Genomic DNA, 22,429 nt, shown 5'->3' with positions numbered 1-22,429 from the left:
CGCCGGCCGCGCCGGTCACCGGGCGGTGCCGGCGGCGAGGGCGCGCGCCTCGGCGGTGAGCCCTGCGACGCCGCCGTCGCGGAGCGCGCGCACGAGCGCGGTGCCCACGATCGCGCCGTCGGCGTAGTCGAGCACACCGGAGACCTGGTCGGGCGTCGATATCCCGATGCCGACGCACGCGTGCGTCACACCGCGCTCGCGCAGGCGCGCGACGAGGGTGCGGGCGGCGGCGTCGAGCTCGGCCCGCTCCCCCGTGATGCCCATGGTCGACACGGTGTACACGAACCCGGTCGAGCTGCGGGCGATGAGCGCGAGACGCTCGTCGGTCGAGGTGGGGGCGGCGAGGAAGACCCGGTCGAGGCCGGTGCGCTCGGAGGCCGCGATCCAGTCGGCCGCCGCATCCGGGGCGATGTCAGGGGTGATGAGCCCGGCTCCGCCGGCGGCGAGCAGGTCGTCGGCGTAGCGGTCGACCCCGTACTGCATGACCGGGTTCCAGTACGTCATGACGAGCACCGGCACATCGGTGCGTGCGGTGATCTCGCGGATGGCGGTGAACGTATCGCGCAGACGGAAGCCGCCTTCGAGTGCGGCGTGGGTGGCTTCCTGGATGACGGCGCCGTCCATGACCGGATCGGAGTACGGCGGGCCGAGCTCGAGGATGTCGGCGCCGGCCTCGGCCAGGGCGACGGCCGCGTCGATGCTCGTCTGAAGGTCGGGGTAGCCCAGCGGCAGGTAGCCCACGAACGCGCCGCGTCCCTGGGCGTGCGCGGCGTCGATCGCGGCGGCGACCCGGCTCACAGCTCGGTCCCTTCTCCCGCGGCCGCGTCAGTGGACGGCGGGACGTCGACGGGGCTCTCGTCGTCGTACAGGTGGAACCAGCGCGCCGCGGTGTCCATGTCCTTGTCGCCGCGGCCCGAAAGGCTCACGGCGATGAGGGCGTCCGGCCCCAGCTCGCGTCCGATCCGCAGCGCGCCGGCGAGGGCGTGGGCGGACTCGATCGCGGGGATGATGCCCTCGGTGCGGCTGAGGAGGCGCAGCGCCTCCATGGCTTCGGTGTCGGTCGCGGGGATGTACTCGGCGCGTCCGATGTCGGCGAGCCAGGAGTGCTCGGGGCCGACGCCGGGATAGTCGAGTCCGGCCGAGATCGAGTGCGACTCGATCGTCTGGCCGTCCTCGTCCTGCAGCACGTACGTCTTCGCGCCGTGCAGCACGCCGGGGCGGCCGCGCTCGATCGAGGCGGCGTGCTTCTCGGTGTCGACGCCGTCGCCGGCCGCCTCCACGCCGTAGAGCCTCACGCCGTCGTCGTCGAGGAACGCGTCGAACATGCCGATCGCGTTCGATCCGCCGCCGACGCAGGCCACGACCGCATCCGGGAGCCGGCCGGCTTCCTCGAGCAGCTGTGCGCGCGCTTCTTCGGAGATGATCTTCTGGAAATCGCGCACCATCGCGGGGAACGGATGCGGCCCCGCCGCCGTGCCGAAGATGTAGTTCGTCGTCTCGACGGACGCGACCCAGTCGCGGTACGCCTCGTTGATGGCGTCTTTCAGCGTGCGCGAACCCGTCTTCACGGCGATGACCTCGGCGCCGAGCAGGCGCATGCGGGCCACGTTGAGCGCCTGGCGCTCGGTGTCGACCTCGCCCATGTAGATCGTGCACTCGAACCCGAACAGCGCGGCGGCCGTCGCTGTCGCGACGCCGTGCTGGCCGGCGCCCGTCTCGGCGATCACGCGCGTCTTGCCGAGGCGCTTCGTGAGCAGCGCCTGCCCGATGACGTTGTTGATCTTGTGCGAGCCGGTGTGGTTGAGGTCTTCGCGCTTGAGGAAGACGCGCGCACCCCCGGCGTGCTCGGCGAAGCGGGCCACTTCCGTGATCGGAGAGGGGCGTCCCGCGTACGAGTTCAGCAGCCGCAGGAACTCGGACTGGAAGTCGGGATCGGCCTTCGCAGCCTCGTATTCGGCGGTGAGCTCGTCGATCGCGGCGATGAGCGACTCGGGCATGTAGCGCCCGCCGAAGTCACCGAAGTAGGGTCCGTGCTGGTCGCGCAGGCTCGTCACGATCCGGCCTCCAGGAATGCGTGCAGGGTGGAAACGGGGTCGCTCGTGACAAGCGCCTCGCCGATGAGGACGACATCGGCGCCGGCCCCGCGGTAGTGCGCGACGTCGGCCGGGGTCAGCACTGCCGACTCGGCGATCTTGACGGCATCCGCGGGGAGGTCGTCGTAGAGGCGGCCGAAGAGGTCGCGGTCCAGCGCGAACGTCGAGAGATTCCGCGCGTTGACGCCGACGAGGCGGGCGCCGACGTCGGCGGCGCGGTGCACCTCGTCGCGGTCGTGGGTCTCCACGAGCGGGGTCATGCCGAGCTGCATGACGAGCTCGTGCAGCTCGCGCAGCAGGGGCTGCTCGAGGGCCGCGACGATGAGCAGCACGAGATCGGCGCCGGCGGCACGCGCCTCGAGCACCTGGTACGGCGTCGCGATGAAGTCCTTGCGCAGCACCGGCAGCTCCACGCGTGCCCGCACCGCTTCGAGATCGGCGAGGCTGCCCTTGAAGCGGCGGCCCTCGGTGAGCACCGAGATGGCGGATGCGCCGCCCTCCTGGTAGCGGGCGGCCTGTAGTGCCGGGTCGGGGATGGCGGCGAGGTCGCCGCGCGACGGGCTCGCGCGCTTGACCTCGGCGATGATCTTCACACGGTCGGCGGGAGCGAGTGCCGCCAGCGCGTCGCGGGCGGGGGTCTGCGCCAGGGCGAGCTTCTCGACGACCTCGAGCGGCCGGTCGGCGGCACGCGTGCGGGCGTCCTCCACTGCGCCGGCCGTCAGGTCGGCGAGCATGTCAGTGCTGCTTCGGGGTGTACTTGTCGCCACCGACGCCGTAGCCGGCCTTGGCCATGCCCCAGCCGACGAGCGCGCCGACGACGACGAGGCCGGCGGAGGCCCACACGAGGATGGGGAGGTCGAACCAGTAGAACAGCGTTCCCAGCGTGACACCCAGGAGCATGATCACCACGGCGGTCCAGGCGGCCGGCGAGTGTCCGTGGCCGGGGTCGTCGATGGGGTTGCTCATGGTTCTCCTTCGCGCAGGGTGGGACTCGGGAAAGTCTAGCGGTCGGTCGGGTCGTCGCCGCGCGACAGGTCGTCCCACGAGTCGATGGCGTCGTGCGGACGCGACCCGGAGGCGACCGCGGCGGCCGGGTCGGTGCGGTAGCGCCTCCCGGCACCCCTCCACCGGTGCGCCGTCGCGAGGGTGAAGCCGCCGCCGACCGCGACGAGCGCGCCCGCCGCGACCGTGATCCACGGCCACGGGGTCTCGGTGATGGCGGCGACGAGGCGGGCGACCGTTTCGGTACCCGACAGGCCGGTGGCGGTGGTGACGGCTGCGGCGACCGCATCCACGGGCACCTCGGCGGCGATGCGCGCGCACGAGACGACCAGGGCGAGTCCGATCGCGACGGCCAGCACGCCGAAGACGTAGCGCAGCACGGTGCCGACGATCGAGAGGGCGAGGCCGAGCGCGAGAGCCGCGAGCGAGAGCGGCGCCAGCAGGGCGACCGCGTCGGCGCCGGGCACCGCGAGCGGCTCGTCGGTGACCTGCACGAGCGTGACGCTCAGCCACGTCTGCGTCGAGGAGATGAGCGCGAGCGCTCCCCCGAGCAGGATCGCGAGCACGCTCAGCGTGCGGGCGCGACGGATCATGCCGTCCCTTCGACAGGGTGCAGGTCGTCGGCGTCGAAGCACGTGCGCGTGCCGGTGTGGCAGGCTGCGCCGATCTGATCGACCTGGATCAGCAGCGTGTCGCCGTCGCAGTCCAGTCGCGCGCCCTTGACCAGTTGGATGTGCCCGGACGTGTCGCCCTTGCGCCAGTACTCGCCGCGGGACCGCGACCAGAACGTGACCCGGCCGGTGGTCAGCGTGCGGCGCAGCGCCTCGGCATCCATCCAGGCGAGCATCAGCACCTCGCCGGTGTCGTGCTGTTGGATGATCGCGGGCACGAGGCCGTCGGCGGTGAAGGTCACGCGCGGGAGGATCTTGTCGACGTCGGTCACGCGCGCACCTCGATCCCGTCCGCCACGAGCGCCTCCTTGACATCGCCGATCGTGAGCTGACCGGAGTGGAACACGGATGCCGCGAGCACGGCGTCCGCGCCGGCATGGATCGCCGGGGCGAAGTGGGCGGCGCTGCCGGCGCCGCCGGAGGCGATCACCGGGACGTGGGAGATCTCGCGCATGAGTCCGACGAGCTCGAGGTCGAAGCCGTCCTTGGTGCCGTCCGCGTCGATCGAGTTGACCAGGAGCTCCCCCGCGCCGCGTTCGATGGCCTCGCGCGCCCACGCGAGCGCGTCGAGGTCGGTGAGCGTGCGGCCGCCGTGGGTCGTGACGACGAACCCGGAGTCGGTGCCGGGCGCGCGCTTGACGTCGAGACTGAGCACGAGCACCTGTGCGCCGAAGCGGTCGGCGATCTCGTCGACGAGCGCGGGTCGGGCGATGGCGGCGGAGTTGACGCCGACCTTGTCGGCCCCCACCCCCAGCAGACGTGCGACGTCGTCGGCGGTACGGATGCCGCCGCCGACCGTCAGCGGGATGAAGACCTCTTCGGCGGTGCGGCGGACGACGTCGTATGTCGTGGCACGGTCGTCGACGGTCGCGGTGACGTCGAGGAAGGTGAGTTCGTCGGCGCCCTGGGCGAAGTAGCGTCGGGCGAGCTCGACGGGGTCGCCCATCTCGCGCAGGTTCTCGAAGTTGACGCCCTTGACGACCTTGCCGTCCTTGACGTCGAGGCAGGGGATGACGCGGCGCGCGAGCGACATGTCAGAGCCGGGCGTTGTGGATCGCGGTGACGAGGATCGCGCGGGCGCCGATCGCGTACAGCGCGTCCATCACCTGGTTGACGGTCTTGCGCGGGCTCATCACGCGAACGGCCACCCACTCGGGGTCGCGCAGCGGCGAGATCGTGGGCGACTCGATGCCCGGCGCCAGCGCGACCGCCTCGTCGACGAGCGACGCCGGCAGGTCGTAGTCGATGAGCACGTAACGACGGGCCACCATCACACCGCGCAGGCGCCGCAGCAACGTCTCGGTCCCCTCCGCCTCGACCGGGGCGCCGATCAGCACCGCCTCCGACTCGAGCAGCACGGGTCCGAAGATCTCGAGGCCGGCCTGCTTGAGCGTCGTGCCGGTGGACACGACGTCGGCGACGGCATCCGCCACGCCCAGCTGCACGGCCGACTCCACGGCGCCGTCGAGCGGCACGAGGTCGACCGCCACGCCCTGCTCGTCGAGGAACCCGTCGACCAGACCCGGGTAGGCCGTCGCGACGCGCAGCCCCTCGAGGTCGCTGAGCGCGTGGAACCGTCCGGGAGGGCCGGCGAAGCGGAAGGTGGAGCCGCCGAAACCGAGCTGCTCGATCTCGCGGGCCCCCGGCATCCGGGCGTCGAGCAGGAGGTCGCGGCCGGTGATGCCGACATCGAGCGCACCGGAGCCGACGTAGGTGGCGATGTCCTTGGGGCGCAGGTAGAAGAACTCGACCTCGTTGACCGGGTCGATGACGTGGAGGTCCTTGGGGTCGCGGCGGCCGGTGTACCCGGCTTCGGCGAGCAGTTCGGCCGAGGTCTCGGCGAGCATTCCCTTGTTGGGCACGGCGATGCGCAGCATGGCGGGGTCTTCCTGTGGGAGGTGTCTGCGTGGTCGGCGGGAGCGTCTCTCAGAGATGTCGGCCGACGTCCTCGAGGCTGAGGCCCTTCGAGATCATGAGCACCTGCAGGTGGTACAGCAACTGCGAGATCTCCTCGCTGAGCTCATCGTCGGACTGGTACTCCGCGGCCATCCACACCTCGGCGGCCTCTTCGACGATCTTCTTGCCGATCGCGTGCACGCCGCGGTCGAGCTGCGCGACGGTGCCCGATCCCTCGGGCCGGCTCTGCGCGATCGCGGTGAGCTCTGCGAACAGGGCGTCGAAGGTCTTCACCCTGACAGGCTACCGGTCCGCGGCGCGGCCGGTCGGCCGTGCGTCGGTCAATGGCGGTGGTGCCGACCCGCCCGGGAGCGCAGTGCGGCGATCGCGGCATCCGGATCGTCCGCCCCGAAGACGGCCGATCCCGCGACGAAGGTGTCGGCGCCGGCCTCGGCGGCCTGCGCGATCGTGGTCTCGCCGATGCCGCCGTCGACCTGCAGCCACACCTGCGACCCGCGGCGCCGGGCTTCGTCGTGCAGCCGCGCGAGCTTCGGCATCTGGTCGGCCATGAAGCTCTGCCCGCCGAATCCGGGTTCGACGGTCATGACGAGGATCTGATCGAACTCGTCGAGCACGTCGAACAGGCCCTCGACCGGTGTGGCGGGCTTCACCGCGACACCGGCGCGCGCGCCGATCTGTCGCAGCCGCCGGGCGAGCGCGACCGGCTCGGCCGCCGCCTCGAGATGGAAAGTCACGGACGCCGCCCCGAGTTCGGCGTATCCCGGCGCCCAACGGTCGGGATCCGAGATCATGAGGTGCACGTCCAGCGGCACCGGACTCGTCTCCTGGATGCGGCCCACCATCTGCGGCCCGAACGTGAGATTCGGCACGAAGTGGTTGTCCATGACGTCGACGTGCACGAAGTCGGCCCCCGCGATGCGCGCGAGTTCCGACTGCATGTTCACGAAGTCGGCGGCGAGGATGCTGGGGTTGATGCGGGGGCCGTCGGCGGTCACCCGTTCAGCCTACCGAGCGTGCGCGGCGCCATCCGTGTCACGCGAATGGTCGCGTTCGCCGGCGTGAGGATGCCCTCTGCGTGACACACCCGCGGCCCGTGTCCCACAAACGGCCGCCCCCGGATGCTGAAGGCGGCACATCGTGTGACAGGCCCGAACCGCGCGGCGCCCGCATCCGCTGCTCGTCCCCAGCGAATTCGCGGCCGCATGCCACACGAACGGCGACCTCTCCAGAACGCCCGCCACAACGCGGGCCGCGATCAGCGGCGCCGCAGGAGCGAGATCGACATCGCGTCGGTGCCGTGCCGGTGAGGCCACAGCTGCGCGCGGCCCGAGCCGTCGGCCTGCGCCGGCAGATCGACGGATGCGGTCGCGACGGCGGAGACGGCCGCACGCGCGTCGAGCTCCTCGAGTCCGTCGCGGGTGCGCAGCACCTCGGCGACGACTCCTGCGGTCTCGGCGAGGTGCGGCGAACAGGTCACATACGCGACGACGCCGCCGGGCGTCAGCGCGTCGACGGCCGCCGACAGCAGCTCGACCTGCAGCGACGACAGCTCCGGAACGTCGGCGGGCTGCTTGCGCCAGCGCGCCTCGGGGCGGCGGCGCAGGGCACCGAGTCCCGTGCACGGCGCATCGACCAGGATGCGGTCGTAGCGGCCCCGGCCGGCGCGGACGCGACCGTCCTCCTCCGAGACGGGCACCTCCATCGGCACCCCGGCCACCGAGTCGCGGACGAGACTGGCGCGCGCCGGCGACAGCTCGTTCGCCTCGAGCACCGCTCCGCCCGCGAGGGCTTCGGCGGCGAGGACCGCCGTCTTCCCGCCGGGGGCGGCGCACAGGTCGAGCCACCGTTCCCCCGCTCGCACCGGCATCACCCGTGTGAGTGCGAGCGCCGCGAGCTGAGAGCCTTCGTCCTGCACACGGATGCGGCCGCCCGCCGCGGTGACGACCGGTCCGGGGTCGCCGCCGGCCAGACGGAACCCGATCGGCGAGAGCGGCGTGCGGGTCGCATCGACCGGGATGTCGGCGAGCCCGGGCAGAGCGGTCATCGTCACCGACGGCGCGGCGTTGTCGGCCGCGAGCAGGGCTTCCAGTTCATCGGCGCGCCCCTCGGCGGCGAGACCGCGACGCAGCGCGCGGATCACCCAGACGGGATGGGAGTGGCGCAGCCCGAGACGTTCGTCGTCGGAGCGGGCGTCGGCCTCGAGAAGGGAGATCCAGCTCTCGAGGTCGCGCTCGGAGACACGACGCAGCACGGCGTTCGCGAACCCGGACGCCGACTTGCCGACGGCCTGCCGCACCTGGCGCACCGTCTCGTTGACGGCGGCATGCGGCGGCACGCGTGTGGCCAACAGCTGGTGCGTGCCGATGAGCAGCGCGTCGCGCACGGCCGGATCGATCGCGTCGACCGGTCGCTGCGCCGCTCGCGCGAGGATGGCGTCGTAGGTGCCCTCCCGGCGGAGGGTGCCATAGGTCAGCTCGGTGGCAAGCCCGGCATCCGGCCCGGACAACCCCGCCTTCGCGATCTCACGCGGCAGGAGCAGGTTGGCGTACGCGTCGGAGGTGTGCACCGCGCGGACGGTGTCGAACGCGACCCAGCGCGCCGACCCGCTCACGCGGCACCGCCCGGCGCGTCCACGGGCAGATCGACACGCGGCTCGTCGAGCCGCAGCCCGCGCCACCAGTCCCCCGCCGCCATCGGGTTCTTGCCGGCCGGCTGCACGGTGCGCAGCACCACGGATCCGGCTCCGGTGCCGAGCAGCACATCGGCGCCGGACGCGGCGAGCTCCCCGGCCGCGAGGTCCGCGTCGTCGGGACCCCGCAGCGCCGCATGCACCTTGAGGCGCTGTCCGCCCACCGACAGGTGGGCGCCGGGCTCCGGCGTCGTGCCGCGGAACCGGTCGATGACGGCGTCCGCACTCTGGCGGGCGTCGAGGGCGCCGTCGACGATCGACAGCTTCGACGCGTACGTCGGCTCGCCGTGCTGCGGCGTCGCGCGGGCGGTGCCGGCGGCGATGCCGTCCACCACCTCGACCAGCAGGTCGGCGCCGCGCGCGGCGAGTTCGCCGAGCACGTCGCCCGCGGTCGCGCCGCGCGGCACGTCGTAGCGCAGCTCGCCGAAGACGTCACCGGCGTCGAGGGCCGGCACGAGCTGGAACACGCTCGCGCCCGTCGTGCGGTCGCCGGCGATCAGCGCGTGCTGGACGGGGGCGGCGCCGCGCCAGGCGGGAAGCAGGGAGAAATGCAGGTTGATCCACCCGTGGGCGGGAGCCGAGAGCAGCGGTTCGCGCACGAGGCCGCCGTAGGCGACGATGACGCCGAGCTCCGCGCCGAGGGCGACGATGCTCTCCGTCGCCTCCGCGTCGAGCCGGTCGGCCTTGACGACGGGGAGCCCGAGCTCGTCGGCCGCCTGCGCGACCGGCGAGGGGGTGAGCACGCGCTTGCGACCGAGTGGGGCGTCACGCCGCGTGACGACGCCGACGACCTCGTGACCGGAGGCGGCCAGGGCGCGCAGCGACGGGACGGCGGGGTCGGGCGTGCCCGCGAAGACGATGCGCATGGGACTCCTCACAGGTCGAGCTCGGGCACGTCGAGCCGAACCTTGAGTGTAGTCCGCGGTGCCGCGCGGTCCTTCGCGGGACGCCGCCCCCGCAGTGCCTCGGCGACGACGCGGGCGCGGAGCACGTCGGCGACGGTGCGCCCCGCGCCGTAGTCGAAGCGGATGAGGGCGCGCACGGCGCCGTCGCCGGTGGCGATCGGCCCGAGCACACCGGTGTGCGCAAGCTGCGGCAGGGCCGCGCGCAGGTCGTCGACGGCGCCCGCGACGGCCGTCGCCGTCCCCTCGACGACCGCGACCCGCACGGTGGGCGGCATCGCGAGGGGGGCGCGCTCGGCGAGCTCCGCGCGCGCGTAGGCCGGCTGGGTCCACGACGCGAGGGCGCGGGAGAGCGGCCCCTCCACCCCGACGAGATGCACCGGTGCGCCGGGGGCGGCGAGGGCGGCGGCGTTGGACCACCAGCGCAGGCAGGACTCGCCGATCCGCAGCTGCTCGGCCAGCAGCATCCGGTCGCCGTCGAGCAGGAGCACCGCACGGTAGCCGTCCTCGGCGATCGGTTCGGCTCCACGCGTCGCGACGACGAGCGCCGGCCGGGCGTCGACGGTCGTCACCGCGTGCTCGCCGTCGGAGACGATGACGCGCGTGTTCGGGAAGGCGCGGCCGAGCTCGTCGGCGGTGCGCTCGCTGCCCGACGACACCATCCGCAGTCGCGTGCCGGTGCACGATGCGCAGCGCCACGCCGGCACGGTGCGACCGCACCACGCGCACTCCGGCACGGCGCCGGCCCGTCGTGCCCGCAGCGGCCCCGCGCAGTGGGGGCAGCGGGCAGGCGTGCGGCAGTCGGCACACGTGAGCACGGGCGCATAGCCGGGCCGCGCGACCTGCACGAGGACGGGCCCCTCGGCGAGGGCCTCGCGGGCGGCGGCGTACGCGGCCGAGGGCACGCGGCGTCCCTGCCCGTCCCGATCGGCGGACAGCACGACCTTCGGACTGGTCCGCCGGACCGCGGCGATCTCCCGCACCCAGCCGAGCTGGACGAGACGCTCGACGTCGGTCGTGCGCGTATGGCCGGAGAACACGAGCGCAGAGCCTTCGAGCTCCTGCCGCACGAGCGCGGCGTCACGGGCGTGCACTCCTGGGGAGAGCGGCTCGGCGAGCAGCGGATCGCCGTCGTCCCAGATGATCACGGCGCCGACGTCCCGTGCCGGGGCGTACACCGTCGACCTGTTGCCGACGACGATGCACGGCGAGGGCGCGAGCAGGCGGAGGTAGGCGGCATAGCGTTCCGGACCGGATCTGCGCGCGTCGTCGCGCACGACGGCATCCTCACCCACGCGGGTGGCGAGCACCGTGAGCAGCTGCGCCTGGTCACGGTGATCGGGCACCACGAGCACGGCGCTACGGCCCGCGGCGAGCATCTCCACCGCGATCGCCGCGAGCAGCTCGGCCCACGCCCCGACCGGCAGGTCCGCGGACGGTCGTGGCGGAGCGTCGACGGCGATCCGCTCCCCCGCGGCGACGGCATCCGACAGCCCGGGGAAGACGCTCAGCGTCGCGCCCGCCCAGACGACGGCCTCGTCGGAGACCACGGGCGCCGGCGGCGGGTCGGCGGTGAGCCACGCCTTCTCGGCGCGGACCATGCGCTTGGGCACGGCCAGGCGCAGGATGTCGGATGCCGACCCCGCGGCGCGGTCCGCGCACCGCCGGGCGAGCGCGTACAGCTCGGGAGGCAGCGCGGCGACCGGTGAGACCACCGCGTCGACCTCGGACAGCGGCCGCGGCGGCTCGCTGATCTCGTCGGTCTCGATGACCCACGCTTCGACCATCCGGCCCGCCGTGCGCAACGGCACCTTGACGCGCACCCCCGGCGCGACCTGGTCGATCAGCGCGGTGGGGACGGCGTAGTCGAACAGCCGATCGAGTTGGGGCAGCGGCGAGTCGACGAGGACGCGCGCGACGTCGACCACGGGCGGCGCTCCGCGTCAGAGACCGGCCGCGCGGCGCAGGTCGTCGACGCGCGTCGTGTGCTCCCACGTGAACTCGGGAAGCTCGCGGCCGAAGTGGCCGTAGGCCGCCGTCTGGGCGTAGATAGGACGCAGGAGGTCGAGTTCGGCGATGATCGCCTGCGGCCGCAGGTCGAACACGTCGCGGATGGCGGCGGTGATCGTCTCGTCGGAGACGTGACCGGTGCCGAACGACTCCACGTACAGCCCGACCGGCGCGGCGCGGCCGATCGCGTAGGCGACCTGCACCTCGAGCCGGTCGGCGAGTCCCGCCGCGACGGCGTTCTTGGCGACCCAGCGCATCGCGTACGCGGCGGAACGGTCGACCTTGGACGGGTCTTTGCCGCTGAAGGCGCCGCCGCCGTGGCGGGCGGCCCCGCCGTAGGTGTCGATGATGATCTTGCGGCCGGTGAGGCCTGCATCACCCTTGGGACCGCCGGTGACGAAGGGCCCGGCGGGGTTGATGACGTAGCGCACGTCGGAGACGTCGAGACCTGTCGTCGCGAGCACAGGGTCGATGACCTCGGCCTGCACCGCGGCGCGCAGCGCCGGCAGCGAGATGTCGGGGTGGTGCTGCGTGGACAGCACGACCGTGTCGACGGTGCGCGGGGTCGTGCCGTCGTAGCCGAGGGTCACCTGGGTCTTGCCGTCGGGGCGCAGGAACGGCAGGGCGCCGCTGCGACGCGCGTCGGTGAGACGTTCGGCGAGGCGGTGCGCGGTCCAGATCGCGGTCGGCATGAGCTGCGGGGTCTCGTTGGTCGCGTAGCCGAACATGATGCCCTGGTCGCCCGCGCCGAGTGCGTCGATCGGGTCCTCGGAGCCGCCTTCGCGGTGCTCGATGGCGGTGTCGACGCCGGCGGCGATGTCGCCGGACTGCTCGCCGATCGACACCGTGACACCGCACGAGTCGCCGTCGAAGCCGGTCTCGCTCGAGGTGTACCCGATGCGGTTGACGACGCGGCGGACGATGCCGGGGATGTCGGCGTAGCCGTCGGTGCGCACCTCGCCGGCGACGTGGACGAGACCCGTCGTCACGAGCGTCTCTACCGCCACCCGGCTGTCCGGGTCGACCTCGAGCAGCGCGTCGAGGATCGAGTCGGAGATCTGGTCGCAGATCTTGTCGGGATGCCCCTCCGTCACGGACTCGGACGTGAACAGACGCAGCGAACTCATCGATACTCCAGTCGGGGAAGGGGCGTACAACCATCATGCCCGCGTCCCCCGACATCGTCGGGCGCGCGGGCATGCAGACGTCTCAGGACGTCACAGGTGGGTCAGTCGTTGTGGCGAAGACGCAGCTTGTCCTCGTGGATCTCGTGCAGCGCGATCGTCAGCGGCTTGTCCTCGACGCTGGAGTCCACGAGCGGGCCCACGTTGTCGAAGAGGTTGCCCTCGTGCAGGTCGGAGTAGTAGTCGTTGATCTGACGCGCCCGCTTGGATGCGTAGATGACGAGCTGGTACTTCGAGTCGACCTTCTCGAGGAGTGCGTCGATCGGCGGGTCGATGATGCCCTGGTCACGGGTCATGGGGAACCTCCGGAAATCGGTTGGAAATCGGTCGGGTGGGAAACTCGGCTGCACGGCGTCGCCGCGGCATCCGATCAGTCTATCAGTGGGCCAGGTCTGTCAGTGGGCGAGCGCGGCGATCTCGGCGGCGGCGCGGTCGACGTCGTCGTTGACGACGTGGTGGTCGAACTCGCCCTGCGACGCCAGCTCGACCTTCGCGGTCTTCAGCCGTCGCGCCCGCTCCTCCTCGCCCTCGGTGCCGCGGCCGACGAGCCGTTGCACGAGTTCGTCCCAGCTCGGCGGGAGCAGGAAGACGAGGGTCGCGTCGGGGGCGGCGGCGCGCACCTGGCGTGCGCCCTGCAGGTCGATCTCGAGCAGCACGGTGCGCCCGTCCGCCAGGGCCGCGTCGATGGGAGCCTTCGGCGTGCCGTAGCGGAACCGGTTGTGCACCGTCGCGTGCTCGAGCAGCTCGCCGGCATCGACGAGCCGGTCGAACTCGGCGTCGTCGACGAAGTAGTAGTGCTCGCCGTCGACCTCGCCGGGGCGCGGTGCCCGTGTCGTCGCCGAGACCGAGAGGTGGATCTCGGGGTGGTTGCGGGCGATCGCGGCCGCGACGGTGCCCTTGCCGACGGCGGTCGGACCCGCGAGCACCACGAGACGGCTGCGCCCCGCCCGCGGTGCAGGCTCGGGGAACCGCCCGTCGAGGAAGTCGTCCAGCGCCGCACGCTGCCTGGCGCCGAGCCCGCCCACGCGTTTGACGGGCGAGATCGCGAGCTCGGCGAGGATGCGGTCGCGCTTTCCCTCTCCGATCGCCGGCAGCGCGGTGAGGAAGTCGGTGACGCGCATCGTGCCGGCCGCCGACGCCGGGTCGGCGAAGGCACGTCGCAGCAGCTCCTGCGGGGTGATGACGCGGCTGGACAGGTCGCGCTTGAGCGCGGCGCGCTCTCGGCGGACGGCGACGGCGCGGCGTGAGGCGGCGGCGCGGTCGACCTCGGGTGGGGTGCGGGATTCAGGCATGCCGTCTTCCACGGTACATCCCGGCGCGCTCCTCGATCCGCGCGGCGAGCCGGTCGGGGCCGGCCGAGAGGATGCTGCGGCTCTCGCTGGCCAGCACGCCGTCGGCGAACGGTCCGAACACACGCGCCAGATCCTGCGGCTCGGCGCCCTGCGCGCCGAATCCCGGAGCGAGGATCGGGAGCGTCCGGCCGAACGGATGCGTGAGCCCCCGAGCCTGCAGATCGACGGTCGCCCCGACGACGAGGCCGAGCGAGGCCCAGCCGTCCTCGAAGCCGTCCGCGTCGTACGCGGCGACCTCCGCGGCCACGGACGCGGCCACCGTCGTGTCGTCGACACGCGCGCCCTGCAGTCGCACCGCCTCCGGGTTGCTGGTCGCGGCGAGCACGAACGCACCCTTGCCGTGGGCGAGCGCGACGCGCAGGGTCGAGTGGAGCGCCCCGACGCCGAGGTAGGGGCTGAGGGTCAGGGCATCGGCTTCGAGGGGGGCGCCGGGGGTCAGCCATGCCGCCGCGTAGGCGTCCATCGTGGTGCCGATGTCGCCGCGCTTGGCGTCGGCGACGACCAGCAGGTCGGCGGCGCGGGCGGCGGCGAGCACGTCCTCGAGCGCGGCGAAGCCGGCCGCGCCGTACCGCTCGAAGAACGACACCTGGGGCTTGACGACGCCCACCCGGCCCGCGGCCGCCTCGACGACGCGCAGCCCGAACTGCCGCACGCCGGCGGCGTCGGCATCCAGCCCCCACGCGAGCAGCAGCGACTCATGCGGGTCGATCCCGACGCACAACCGCCCGCGCGCGGCGATCGCCGCGCGCAGCCGCTGTCCGAAGGTCGACGGCCCGGTCGTCACCGTGCGCTCTGCCGATCCTGGGCGTACTCCTGCAGGCTCTTGACCTCGAAGCCCTCGCGCAGCACCGGCAGGGCGCTGACGGCGGCGCCGAGCACGGCCATCGTCGTGAACAGCGCCTTGTCGGCGGCGACCGCCGCGGCGCGGATCTCGTACCCGTCCGCGCGGGCGATTCCGCCCGAGGGGGTGTTGACGACGATGTCGATCTCGCCCGCGTTGATGAGGTCGACGACGTTCGTCTCCCCCGTCTCCTGCGTCGCGGAGTACTTGTTCACGACGTCGACGCGGATGCCGTTGCGCGAGAGGATCTCCGCGGTCCCCTCGGTCGCGGTGATGCGGAAGCCCAGCTCCTGCAGGCGGTGGGCGGGCAGGATGACGGCGCGCTTGTCGTCGTCGGCGACGGAGAGGAACACGGTGCCCGACGTCGGCATGCCGCCGTACGCGGCGGCCTGGCTCTTCGCGAACGCGGTCGGGAAGTCGCGGTCCATGCCCATGACCTCACCCGTGGAGCGCATCTCGGGGCCGAGCACCGAGTCGACGGTGTGCCCGTCGGCGGTGCGGAACCGCTTGAACGGCAGCACGGCCTCCTTGACGGCGACCGGCGCGTCCAGCGGCACCCGCGAGCCGTCGGCCTCCGGCAGCAGGCCCTCGGCCTTGAGCTCGGCGATCGTGGCGCCCGCCATGATGCGGCTGGCGGCCTTCGCGAGCGGGATGCCGAGCGCCTTCGACACGAACGGCACGGTGCGCGAGGCCCGCGGGTTCGCCTCGATGACGTACAGCACGCCCGCCGAGACGGCGAACTGCACGTTCAGCAGCCCGCGCACCCCGACGCCTTCGGCGATCGCGAGCGTCGCGGTGCGGACGCGGTCGATCTCGGTGCGGCCGAGCGAGACCGGCGGCAACGTGCACGACGAGTCGCCGGAGTGGATGCCGGCCTCCTCGAGGTGCTCCATGACGCCGCCGATGTAGAGCTCGTGACCGTCGTAGAGGGCGTCGACGTCGAGTTCGATCGCGTCGTCGAGGAAGCGGTCGACCAGCAGCGGCTTGCCCTCCTCGATGACGACCTCGCCGGCGGTGCGCACGAAGTAGTCGCGAAGGCTCTCGGTGTCGTAGACGATCTCCATGCCGCGTCCGCCGAGCACGAAGCTGGGACGCACGAGCACGGGGTAGCCGATCTCCTCGGCGATCGCGACGGCGCCCGCCTCGTCGACGGCGGTGTCATGGCGCGGGGCGACGAGGCCCGCGCGGTCGAGCAGCTGCGAGAACAGCTCGCGCTCCTCGGCGATGTCGATCGCGGCGGGCGAGGTGCCGAGGATCGTGTACCCGGCCTCCTCGATCCCCTTGGCGAGCCCCAGCGGGGTCTGCCCGCCGAGCTGGCAGACGACGCCGTGGATCGTGCCGGACTGCGCCTCGGCGTGCAGCACCTCGAGCACGTCCTCGAGCGTCAGCGGCTCGAAGTACAGGCGGTCGCTGGTGTCGTAGTCGGTCGAGACCGTCTCGGGGTTGCAGTTGACCATGATGGTCTCGAAGCCGGCATCCGACAGCGCGAACGAGGCGTGCACGCACGAGTAGTCGAACTCGACGCCCTGTCCGATGCGGTTGGGTCCCGACCCGATGATGACGACCTTCTGGCGATCGCTGGGCGTGACCTCGGTCTCGTGGTCGTAGCTGGAGTAGTGGTAGGGCGTGAGCGCCGGGAACTCGCCCGCGCAGGTGTCGACCGTCTTGTAGACCGGCCGCACGTCGAGGGCCCAGCGGATCCCGCGCACCTCCGCCTCGGAGACGCCGCGCAGCTGCGCGAGCTGCGCGTCGCTGAAGCCGTGCTCCTTCGCGAGACGCAGCGTGGCGGCATCCAGCTCCGGGGCGGCGGCCACGTAGTCGGCGACCTCGTTGATGAGGATCATCTGGTCGATGAACCAGGGGTCGATCTTCGTCGCGGCGAAAGCCTGCTCCGCCGTCGCCCCCTTGCGCAGCGCCTGCTGCAGCACGACGATCCGCCCGTCGGTGGGGCGCACCGCGATCTCGAGCAGCTCCTCGACACTGCGGGTCTCCTCGCCCCAGTGGAACGACGACCCGCGCTTCTCGAGCGAGCGCAGCGCCTTCTGCAGCGCGGTCGTGTAGTTGCGGCCGATGGCCATCGCCTCGCCCACCGACTTCATGGTCGTCGTGAGGGTCGTGTCGGCGTTCGGGAACTTCTCGAAGTTGAAGCGCGGCGCCTTGACCACGACGTAGTCGAGGGTGGGCTCGAAGCTCGCCGGGGTCGCCTGCGTGATGTCGTTGGGCACCTCGTCGAGGCGGTAGCCGATCGCGAGCTTCGCGGCGAGCTTCGCGATCGGGAAGCCGGTGGCCTTCGAGGCGAGCGCCGACGAGCGCGACACGCGCGGGTTCATCTCGATGACGATGATGCGGCCGGATGCCGGGTCCACGGCGAACTGGATGTTGCACCCGCCGGTGTCCACGCCCACGGCGCGGATGATGTCGATGCCGATGTCGCGCAGCTTCTGGTACTCGCGATCGGTGAGGGTCAGCGCCGGGGCGACGGTGATCGAGTCGCCGGTGTGCACGCCGACGGGGTCGACGTTCTCGATCGAGCAGACGACGACCGTGTTGTCGGACGTGTCGCGCATGAGCTCGAGCTCATACTCCTTCCAGCCGAGGATCGACTCCTCCAGGAGCACCTCGGTGGTCGGCGAGTCGCGCAGGCCCGCGCCGCCGATGCGGCGGAGGTCTTCCTCGTCATAGGCGAAGCCGGAGCCGAGGCCGCCCATCGTGAACGACGGGCGCACGACGAGCGGGTAGCCGAGTTCTGCGGCACCGGCGAGCAGGTCGTCCATCGTGTGCGCGATGACCGACCGTGCGACGTCGGCGCCCGCGTCGAGCACGAGCTGCTTGAAGATCTGGCGGTCCTCGCCCTTGCGGATAGCGTCGACCTTCGCACCGATCAGCTCGACGCCGTACTTCTCGAGGATCCCCTGCTCGTGCAGGGCCATCGCGGCGTTCAGCGCCGTCTGGCCGCCCAGGGTCGGGAGGATGGCGTCGGGCTTCTCCTTGGCGATGATCGTCTCGATGACCGCAGGGGTGATCGGCTCGATGTAGGTCGCGTCGGCGAAGTCGGGGTCGGTCATGATCGTCGCCGGGTTGGAGTTGACGAGGATGACGCGCACGCCCTCTTCGCGCAGCACGCGGCACGCCTGGGTGCCGGAGTAGTCGAACTCGCAGGCCTGGCCGATGACGATCGGGCCGGAGCCGATGACGAGGACGCTCTTGATGTCGTCGCGCTTGGGCATTACTTGCTGGCCTCCAGGGTGGTGCGGACGAGATCGGCGAAGCGGTCGAAGAGGTAGTTGGCGTCGTGCGGGCCGGCGGCCGCCTCGGGGTGGTACTGCACGCTGAACGCCGGGATGTCGAGGGCGCGCAGACCCTCGACGACGTTGTCGTTGAGGCCGATGTGGCTCACCTCGACGCGACCGTAGCCGTTCGGCGACTCCACCTCGCCCTCCAGCGGCGCATCGACGGCGAACCCGTGGTTGTGCGCCGTGATCTCCACGCGCCCGGTCTGCTTGTCGAGCACGGGCTGGTTGATGCCGCGGTGCCCGAACGGCAGCTTGTAGGTGCCGAAGCCGAGCGCCCGCCCGAGCAGCTGGTTGCCGAAGCAGATTCCGAAGAAGGGCAGCTTCTCGTCCAGCACCGAGCGCAGCAGAGCGACGTGGTCGCCGGAGGCCGCCGGGTCGCCGGGGCCGTTCGAGTAGAAGACGGCGACCGGGCCGATCGCGCGGATGTCGTCGATCGTGACCGACTGCGGCAGCACGTGCACGTCGAACCCGCGCGCCGCGAGGTTGTCGATCGTCGCCTGCTTGACGCCGAGGTCGAGGACCGCGAGGTTGCCGATGCGCTCCCCCGTCGCCGGGGTGACCTCGACGGCGGAGACCGAGACGGCCGCCGACAGGTTCTGACCGGCCATCTGCGGCGCCTCGCGCACCAGGCGCAGCTGCTCCTCCGGGTCGAGGCCGGCCGCGTCGCCCGAGAACACGCCGCCGCGCATCGAGCCCGCCGAGCGCAGCACGCGCGTGACCGCGCGGGTGTCGATCCCCGAGATGCCCACGATGCCGTCGCGCACGAGCGCATCGTCGAGCGACTCGTCGGCGCGCCAGTTCGACACGACACGTGAGGGGTCGCGCACGATGTAGCCGGCGACCCAGATGCGGCGCGACTCCGGGTCTTCGCCGTTCATCCCGGTGTTGCCGATGTGGGGCGCGGTCTGCAGCACGATCTGCCCGGCGTAGGACGGGTCGGTGAGGGTCTCCTGGTAGCCGGTCATCCCGGTGGAGAAGACGACCTCGCCGAGGGTGGTGCCGCGGGCGCCGTAGGCGCGGCCGGGGTGGCGGCTGCCGTCTTCGAGCACGAGGACGGCGGGGTCGAGGGACAGGGTGAGGGTCATGCGTCGGTTCCCGTCGGGGTCGGAGCGGGCAGGGCGGTGGCCAGCGATGCGACGAGCGCGCCGGTGGCGATGTCCTGCGGTCGGAGGTAGGTGTCGACGACGGTGTCGCCGAGGCGCCAGACGATGCGTGCGAGGCCGGCCTTCTCGACGACCCGGTCGATGGCGACGGTCGCGCGGTCGACGGCCATCAGCGAGGCGGTGGCGAGGAAGACGCGCGGCTGGCCGGTGAGATCGAGGGCGACACCGCGGTCGGTGACGACGACGTCCGCTCTCGAGCGGAACGCGAGACCGCGGATCGCGAGGCGTTCGAGCGGCTCGTCGTGCCGGGTGGTCGCGACGTAGAGCACGCTGTGGGTCGTGGTCTCGACGGTGCCGGAGGGAGCCTCGGCGACGGGCGCGACGAGGCCGCGGTCGCGACGCGCGCGACGTCGCCACGCCCACAGCCCGAGGGCGACGAGCACGACGGCGACGGCGACCATCACCAGGAGCGCACCTTCGCGGCTCATGCGTGCACCTCCGGGGCGACGACGCCGTCGGCGACGGTCACGCGGCCGCGGAACAGCGTGTGACGCACCTCACCCGGAAGGGTGCGGCCGAGGTACGGCGAGTTGACGCTGCGGCCGCGGAGGTCGTCGAGGGCGAAGGTGCGCACGGGGGCCGGGTCGTAGAGCGTCAGCGATGCCGGAGCGCCCACTTCGAGCGGTGTTCCGGCATCCGCGAGGCGGCCGATGCGCGCCGGTGTAGACGACATGACCCGCGCGACGTCGTCCCAGTCGAGCAGTCCGGTGTCGACCATCGCCTGCTGCACGACGCGCAGCGCGGACTCGAGCCCGACCATGCCGTTGGCGGCGGCGGGCCACTCGCACGACTTGGCCTCGGCGGGGTGCGGCGCGTGGTCGGTCGCGACGATGTCGATCGTGCCGTCGGCGAGACCGGCGCGCACGGCCTGCACGTCTTCGTCGCGACGCAGCGGCGGGTTGACCTTGTAGCGCGCGTCGTACCCGCGCACGAGCTCCTCGGTGAGCAGCAGGTGGTGCGGGGTGACCTCGGCGGTCACGTTCACGCCGCGCTTCTTGGCCCAGCGGATGATCTCGACCGATCCGGCGGTGGACAGGTGACACACGTGCAGACGCGAACCGACGTGTTCGGCGAGGAGCACGTCGCGCGCGATGATCGACTCCTCGGCGACGGCCGGCCAGCCGCCGAGGCCGAGTTCGGCCGACACGGTGCCCTCGTTCATCTGGGCGCCTTCGGTGAGCCGCGGGTCCTGCGCGTGCTGGGCGACGGCACCGTCGAACGCCTTCACGTACTCGAGGGCGCGGCGCATGATGAGCGGATCGAAGACGCAGAACCCGTCGTCGCTGAACACCCGCACCCGGGCGCGCGACGAGGCCATCGCGCCGAGCTCGGCGAGTCGCTCGCCCTTCTGCCCGACCGTGACGGCGCCGATCGGCTGCACGTGCACGTAGCCGGCCGCCTCGCCGAGGGCGAGCTCCTGCTCGACGACGCCGGCGGTGTCGGCGACGGGAGACGTGTTCGGCATCGCGAACACCGTCGTGTACCCGCCGGCGGCGGCCGCGCGCGAGCCGGTCAGGATCGTCTCCGACGCCTCGTAGCCGGGTTCGCGCAGATGGGTGTGCAGGTCGACGAGACCGGGCAGGGTGATGAGTCCCTGGGCGTCGATCACGGTCGCCCCGGCCCGGCTGAGGCCCGTTCCGACCTCGGCGATCACGCCGCCCTCGATGACCATGTCGGCGGGGTGTCCGCCGGCCAGACGTGCTCCGCGGATGAGGATGCTGTCGCTCATCGTGCGCCCTCCTCTGTGTCGTTGGTGTCGCGCTCCCCCGCCAGCAGCAGGTAGAGCACCGCCATGCGCACCGACACACCGTTTGCGACCTGCTCCAGCACGGTCGATCGGGGCGAGTCGGCGGCGTCGGCGGAGATCTCCAGACCCCGGTTCATGGGGCCCGGGTGCATGACGATGCTACCGTCCGGCAGCGCCGCGAGCCGCGCGGCATCCAGCCCCCAGCGGCGCGAATACTCCCGCTCAGTGGGGAAATACGCGGCGTTCATGCGCTCGAGCTGGATGCGCAGCATCATGAGGGCATCGGGGCCGCCGGCGATGGCCTCGTCGAGGTCGTAGACGATGCGCACCGGCCACGCCGACACGTCCTGCGGCACGAGGGTGGGAGGGGCGACGAGGGTCACGTCGGCTCCGAGCGTGTGCAGCAGCCACACGTTGGAGCGGGCGACGCGGGAGTGCAGCACGTCGCCGACGATCGTGACGGCGAGACCGTCGAGGCCGCGGCCGCGGCTGTCGTCGCCGAATCGCCGCTTGCGCATCGTGAACGCGTCGAGCAGCGCCTGCGTCGGGTGCTCGTGGGTGCCGTCGCCCGCGTTGACGACGCCGGCGGTGATCCAGCCGCTCGAGGCGAGCGTCTGCGGAGCGCCGGAGGCGCCGTGGCGGATGACGACGGCATCCGCGCCCATCGCCTGCAGCGTCTGCGCGGTGTCCTGCAGCGATTCGCCCTTCGAGACCGACGATCCCTTCGCGGAGAAGTTGATGACGTCGGCGGAGAGGCGCTTGGCAGCCGCTTCGAATGAGATGCGCGTGCGCGTGGAGTCCTCGAAGAACAGGTTCACCACGGTCTTGCCGCGCAGCGTCGGCAGCTTCTTGACCTCGCGCGACTGCGTGTCGCGCATGTCCTCGGCCACATCGAGGATGCGGATCGCCTCGGCGCGGGCGAGCGTCTTGGTGTCGAGCAGGTTCCTCATGACGCGATGGTCACCTCCTCGATGCCGTCGACCTCGGCAAGGTGCACGTTGACGCGCTCGGTGCGGGCGCTGGGCAGGTTCTTGCCGACGAAGTCGGGGCGGATCGGCAGCTCCCGGTGGCCGCGGTCGACGAGGATCGCGAGGCGCACCGCGGCGGGGCGCCCGATGTCGCCGATGGCGTCGAGGGCCGCGCGGATGGAGCGACCCGAGAACAGCACGTCGTCCACGAGCACGACGGTCTTGCCGTCGATGCCGCCATCGGGGATCTGGGTGGGCCGCGGCGTGCGGGTGGGATGCCGGTGCAGATCGTCGCGGTACATCGTGACGTCGAGGGCCCCGACGGGCACCGGTGCACCACCGAAGTCGGTGACGAGGGCGCCGACCCGCTCGGCGAGGGTGACGCCGCGGGTGGGGATGCCCAGGAGGACGAGGTCTTCGGGACCCTTGTTCGACTCCAGGATCTCGTGTGAGATCCGAGTCAGGGCCCGGGCGATGTCAGCCGCGTGCAGCACGGTTCGCGTGCTCATCCGCTGCTCCCTTCTCCGCCTCACGGGACGGTTTTAAAGGTTGCTGTGGTTACCTTGAAGAGCCTACCGGATGACGCACGCACCCTCG

The 22,429-nt window shown here is 72.1% G+C and carries 23 protein-coding genes; all 23 read right to left on the bottom strand.

Annotated elements, in window-relative coordinates; translation table 11 throughout:
- Positions 1-15 precede the first annotated feature (15 nt).
- Positions 16-798 (bottom strand): tryptophan synthase subunit alpha, encoded by a 783-nt coding sequence (gene trpA, locus C7474_RS06725; protein WP_121058270.1) that lies wholly within the window; start codon positions 796-798, stop codon positions 16-18.
- Positions 795-1,997 carry a tryptophan synthase subunit beta gene (trpB, locus tag C7474_RS06720; RefSeq protein WP_241965186.1) on the bottom strand — a complete coding sequence of 401 codons (1,203 nt, stop codon included), beginning with the start codon at positions 1,995-1,997 and terminating at the stop codon, positions 795-797. Before trpB ends, trpA begins: the two co-directional genes overlap by 4 nt.
- A gap of 53 nt (positions 1,998-2,050) precedes the next feature.
- On the bottom strand, positions 2,051-2,827 hold the full coding sequence (gene trpC / locus C7474_RS06715) for an indole-3-glycerol phosphate synthase TrpC (RefSeq protein WP_121058266.1): 777 nt from the start codon (positions 2,825-2,827) through the stop codon (positions 2,051-2,053).
- Position 2,828: 1 nt separating this feature from the next.
- On the bottom strand, positions 2,829-3,059 hold the full coding sequence (locus C7474_RS06710) for a DUF6704 family protein (RefSeq protein WP_121058264.1): 231 nt from the start codon (positions 3,057-3,059) through the stop codon (positions 2,829-2,831).
- A 35-nt stretch (positions 3,060-3,094) separates the two neighbouring features.
- Complete coding sequence (locus C7474_RS06705; protein WP_121058263.1) at positions 3,095-3,688, bottom strand: Trp biosynthesis-associated membrane protein; 594 nt, start codon at positions 3,686-3,688, stop codon at positions 3,095-3,097.
- A complete protein-coding gene (gene hisI, locus C7474_RS06700; RefSeq protein ID WP_121058261.1) occupies positions 3,685-4,038 on the bottom strand; it encodes a phosphoribosyl-AMP cyclohydrolase in 354 nt (117 codons plus the stop codon). The genes C7474_RS06705 and hisI overlap by 4 nt, the downstream gene beginning before the upstream one ends.
- Positions 4,035-4,799 (bottom strand): imidazole glycerol phosphate synthase subunit HisF, encoded by a 765-nt coding sequence (gene hisF, locus C7474_RS06695; RefSeq protein ID WP_121058259.1) that lies wholly within the window; start codon positions 4,797-4,799, stop codon positions 4,035-4,037. The genes hisI and hisF overlap by 4 nt, the downstream gene beginning before the upstream one ends.
- A 1-nt stretch (position 4,800) precedes the next feature.
- Positions 4,801-5,643 carry an ATP phosphoribosyltransferase gene (hisG, locus tag C7474_RS06690; RefSeq protein ID WP_121058257.1) on the bottom strand — a complete coding sequence of 281 codons (843 nt, stop codon included), beginning with the start codon at positions 5,641-5,643 and terminating at the stop codon, positions 4,801-4,803.
- 49 nt (positions 5,644-5,692) lie between these two features.
- On the bottom strand, positions 5,693-5,956 hold the full coding sequence (locus C7474_RS06685) for a phosphoribosyl-ATP diphosphatase (protein WP_121058255.1): 264 nt from the start codon (positions 5,954-5,956) through the stop codon (positions 5,693-5,695).
- Positions 5,957-6,003: 47 nt separating this feature from the next.
- The gene (rpe, locus tag C7474_RS06680) at positions 6,004-6,678 is read right to left on the bottom strand and encodes a ribulose-phosphate 3-epimerase (protein ID WP_121058253.1); all 675 of its coding nucleotides are present in this window, start codon (positions 6,676-6,678) and stop codon (positions 6,004-6,006) included.
- Positions 6,679-6,938: 260 nt separating this feature from the next.
- Positions 6,939-8,294 carry an RsmB/NOP family class I SAM-dependent RNA methyltransferase gene (locus C7474_RS06675; RefSeq protein WP_121058251.1) on the bottom strand — a complete coding sequence of 452 codons (1,356 nt, stop codon included), beginning with the start codon at positions 8,292-8,294 and terminating at the stop codon, positions 6,939-6,941.
- On the bottom strand, positions 8,291-9,238 hold the full coding sequence (gene fmt / locus C7474_RS06670; RefSeq protein ID WP_121058249.1) for a methionyl-tRNA formyltransferase: 948 nt from the start codon (positions 9,236-9,238) through the stop codon (positions 8,291-8,293). Before fmt ends, C7474_RS06675 begins: the two co-directional genes overlap by 4 nt.
- 8 nt (positions 9,239-9,246) lie before the next feature.
- The gene (locus tag C7474_RS06665; protein ID WP_121058247.1) at positions 9,247-11,202 is read right to left on the bottom strand and encodes a primosomal protein N' family DNA-binding protein; all 1,956 of its coding nucleotides are present in this window, start codon (positions 11,200-11,202) and stop codon (positions 9,247-9,249) included.
- A 15-nt stretch (positions 11,203-11,217) separates the two neighbouring features.
- Positions 11,218-12,411 carry a methionine adenosyltransferase gene (gene metK / locus C7474_RS06660; protein WP_121058245.1) on the bottom strand — a complete coding sequence of 398 codons (1,194 nt, stop codon included), beginning with the start codon at positions 12,409-12,411 and terminating at the stop codon, positions 11,218-11,220.
- Positions 12,412-12,512: 101 nt separating this feature from the next.
- Positions 12,513-12,764: a DNA-directed RNA polymerase subunit omega gene (gene rpoZ, locus C7474_RS06655; protein WP_121058243.1), complete on the bottom strand. Its 252-nt coding sequence runs from the start codon at positions 12,762-12,764 to the stop codon at positions 12,513-12,515.
- A gap of 99 nt (positions 12,765-12,863) precedes the next feature.
- Positions 12,864-13,760: a guanylate kinase gene (gene gmk, locus C7474_RS06650; RefSeq protein ID WP_121059317.1), complete on the bottom strand. Its 897-nt coding sequence runs from the start codon at positions 13,758-13,760 to the stop codon at positions 12,864-12,866.
- The gene (gene pyrF, locus C7474_RS06645; RefSeq protein WP_121058241.1) at positions 13,753-14,604 is read right to left on the bottom strand and encodes an orotidine-5'-phosphate decarboxylase; all 852 of its coding nucleotides are present in this window, start codon (positions 14,602-14,604) and stop codon (positions 13,753-13,755) included. Before pyrF ends, gmk begins: the two co-directional genes overlap by 8 nt.
- The gene (carB, locus tag C7474_RS06640) at positions 14,601-17,888 is read right to left on the bottom strand and encodes a carbamoyl-phosphate synthase large subunit (RefSeq protein WP_121058239.1); all 3,288 of its coding nucleotides are present in this window, start codon (positions 17,886-17,888) and stop codon (positions 14,601-14,603) included. The genes pyrF and carB overlap by 4 nt, the downstream gene beginning before the upstream one ends.
- A complete protein-coding gene (carA, locus tag C7474_RS06635) occupies positions 17,888-19,039 on the bottom strand; it encodes a glutamine-hydrolyzing carbamoyl-phosphate synthase small subunit (RefSeq protein WP_121058237.1) in 1,152 nt (383 codons plus the stop codon). Before carA ends, carB begins: the two co-directional genes overlap by 1 nt.
- Positions 19,036-19,545 carry a PH-like domain-containing protein gene (locus tag C7474_RS06630; protein ID WP_121058235.1) on the bottom strand — a complete coding sequence of 170 codons (510 nt, stop codon included), beginning with the start codon at positions 19,543-19,545 and terminating at the stop codon, positions 19,036-19,038. The genes carA and C7474_RS06630 overlap by 4 nt, the downstream gene beginning before the upstream one ends.
- Positions 19,542-20,846 (bottom strand): dihydroorotase, encoded by a 1,305-nt coding sequence (locus C7474_RS06625; RefSeq protein ID WP_121058233.1) that lies wholly within the window; start codon positions 20,844-20,846, stop codon positions 19,542-19,544. The genes C7474_RS06630 and C7474_RS06625 overlap by 4 nt, the downstream gene beginning before the upstream one ends.
- A complete protein-coding gene (locus C7474_RS06620) occupies positions 20,843-21,814 on the bottom strand; it encodes an aspartate carbamoyltransferase catalytic subunit (protein WP_121058231.1) in 972 nt (323 codons plus the stop codon). The genes C7474_RS06625 and C7474_RS06620 overlap by 4 nt, the downstream gene beginning before the upstream one ends.
- A complete protein-coding gene (pyrR, locus tag C7474_RS06615) occupies positions 21,811-22,341 on the bottom strand; it encodes a bifunctional pyr operon transcriptional regulator/uracil phosphoribosyltransferase PyrR (protein WP_121058229.1) in 531 nt (176 codons plus the stop codon). Before pyrR ends, C7474_RS06620 begins: the two co-directional genes overlap by 4 nt.
- Positions 22,342-22,429: the final 88 nt, after the last annotated feature.

The sequence above is a fragment of the Microbacterium telephonicum genome, assembly GCF_003651225.1.
Taxonomy (GTDB): Bacteria; Actinomycetota; Actinomycetes; order Actinomycetales; family Microbacteriaceae; genus Microbacterium; species Microbacterium telephonicum.
This window is presented reverse-complemented; position numbering and strand designations above follow the sequence as displayed.

Coding starts and splice junctions, on each gene's coding strand:
- trpB (WP_241965186.1), bottom strand. CDS start 1,997: ATGCCCGAGTCGCTCATCGCCGCGATCGACGAGCTCACCGCCGAATAC.
- trpC (WP_121058266.1), bottom strand. CDS start 2,827: ATGCTCGCCGACCTGACGGCCGGCGCAGTGGAGGACGCCCGCACGCGT.
- C7474_RS06710 (WP_121058264.1), bottom strand. CDS start 3,059: ATGAGCAACCCCATCGACGACCCCGGCCACGGACACTCGCCGGCCGCC.
- C7474_RS06705 (WP_121058263.1), bottom strand. CDS start 3,688: ATGATCCGTCGCGCCCGCACGCTGAGCGTGCTCGCGATCCTGCTCGGG.
- hisF (WP_121058259.1), bottom strand. CDS start 4,799: ATGTCGCTCGCGCGCCGCGTCATCCCCTGCCTCGACGTCAAGGACGGC.
- hisG (WP_121058257.1), bottom strand. CDS start 5,643: ATGCTGCGCATCGCCGTGCCCAACAAGGGAATGCTCGCCGAGACCTCG.
- fmt (WP_121058249.1), bottom strand. CDS start 9,238: ATGCGCATCGTCTTCGCGGGCACGCCCGACCCCGCCGTCCCGTCGCTG.
- metK (WP_121058245.1), bottom strand. CDS start 12,411: ATGAGTTCGCTGCGTCTGTTCACGTCCGAGTCCGTGACGGAGGGGCAT.
- rpoZ (WP_121058243.1), bottom strand. CDS start 12,764: ATGACCCGTGACCAGGGCATCATCGACCCGCCGATCGACGCACTCCTC.
- gmk (WP_121059317.1), bottom strand. CDS start 13,760: ATGCCTGAATCCCGCACCCCACCCGAGGTCGACCGCGCCGCCGCCTCA.
- carB (WP_121058239.1), bottom strand. CDS start 17,888: ATGCCCAAGCGCGACGACATCAAGAGCGTCCTCGTCATCGGCTCCGGC.
- carA (WP_121058237.1), bottom strand. CDS start 19,039: ATGACCCTCACCCTGTCCCTCGACCCCGCCGTCCTCGTGCTCGAAGAC.
- C7474_RS06630 (WP_121058235.1), bottom strand. CDS start 19,545: ATGAGCCGCGAAGGTGCGCTCCTGGTGATGGTCGCCGTCGCCGTCGTG.
- C7474_RS06625 (WP_121058233.1), bottom strand. CDS start 20,846: ATGAGCGACAGCATCCTCATCCGCGGAGCACGTCTGGCCGGCGGACAC.
- C7474_RS06620 (WP_121058231.1), bottom strand. CDS start 21,814: ATGAGGAACCTGCTCGACACCAAGACGCTCGCCCGCGCCGAGGCGATC.
- pyrR (WP_121058229.1), bottom strand. CDS start 22,341: ATGAGCACGCGAACCGTGCTGCACGCGGCTGACATCGCCCGGGCCCTG.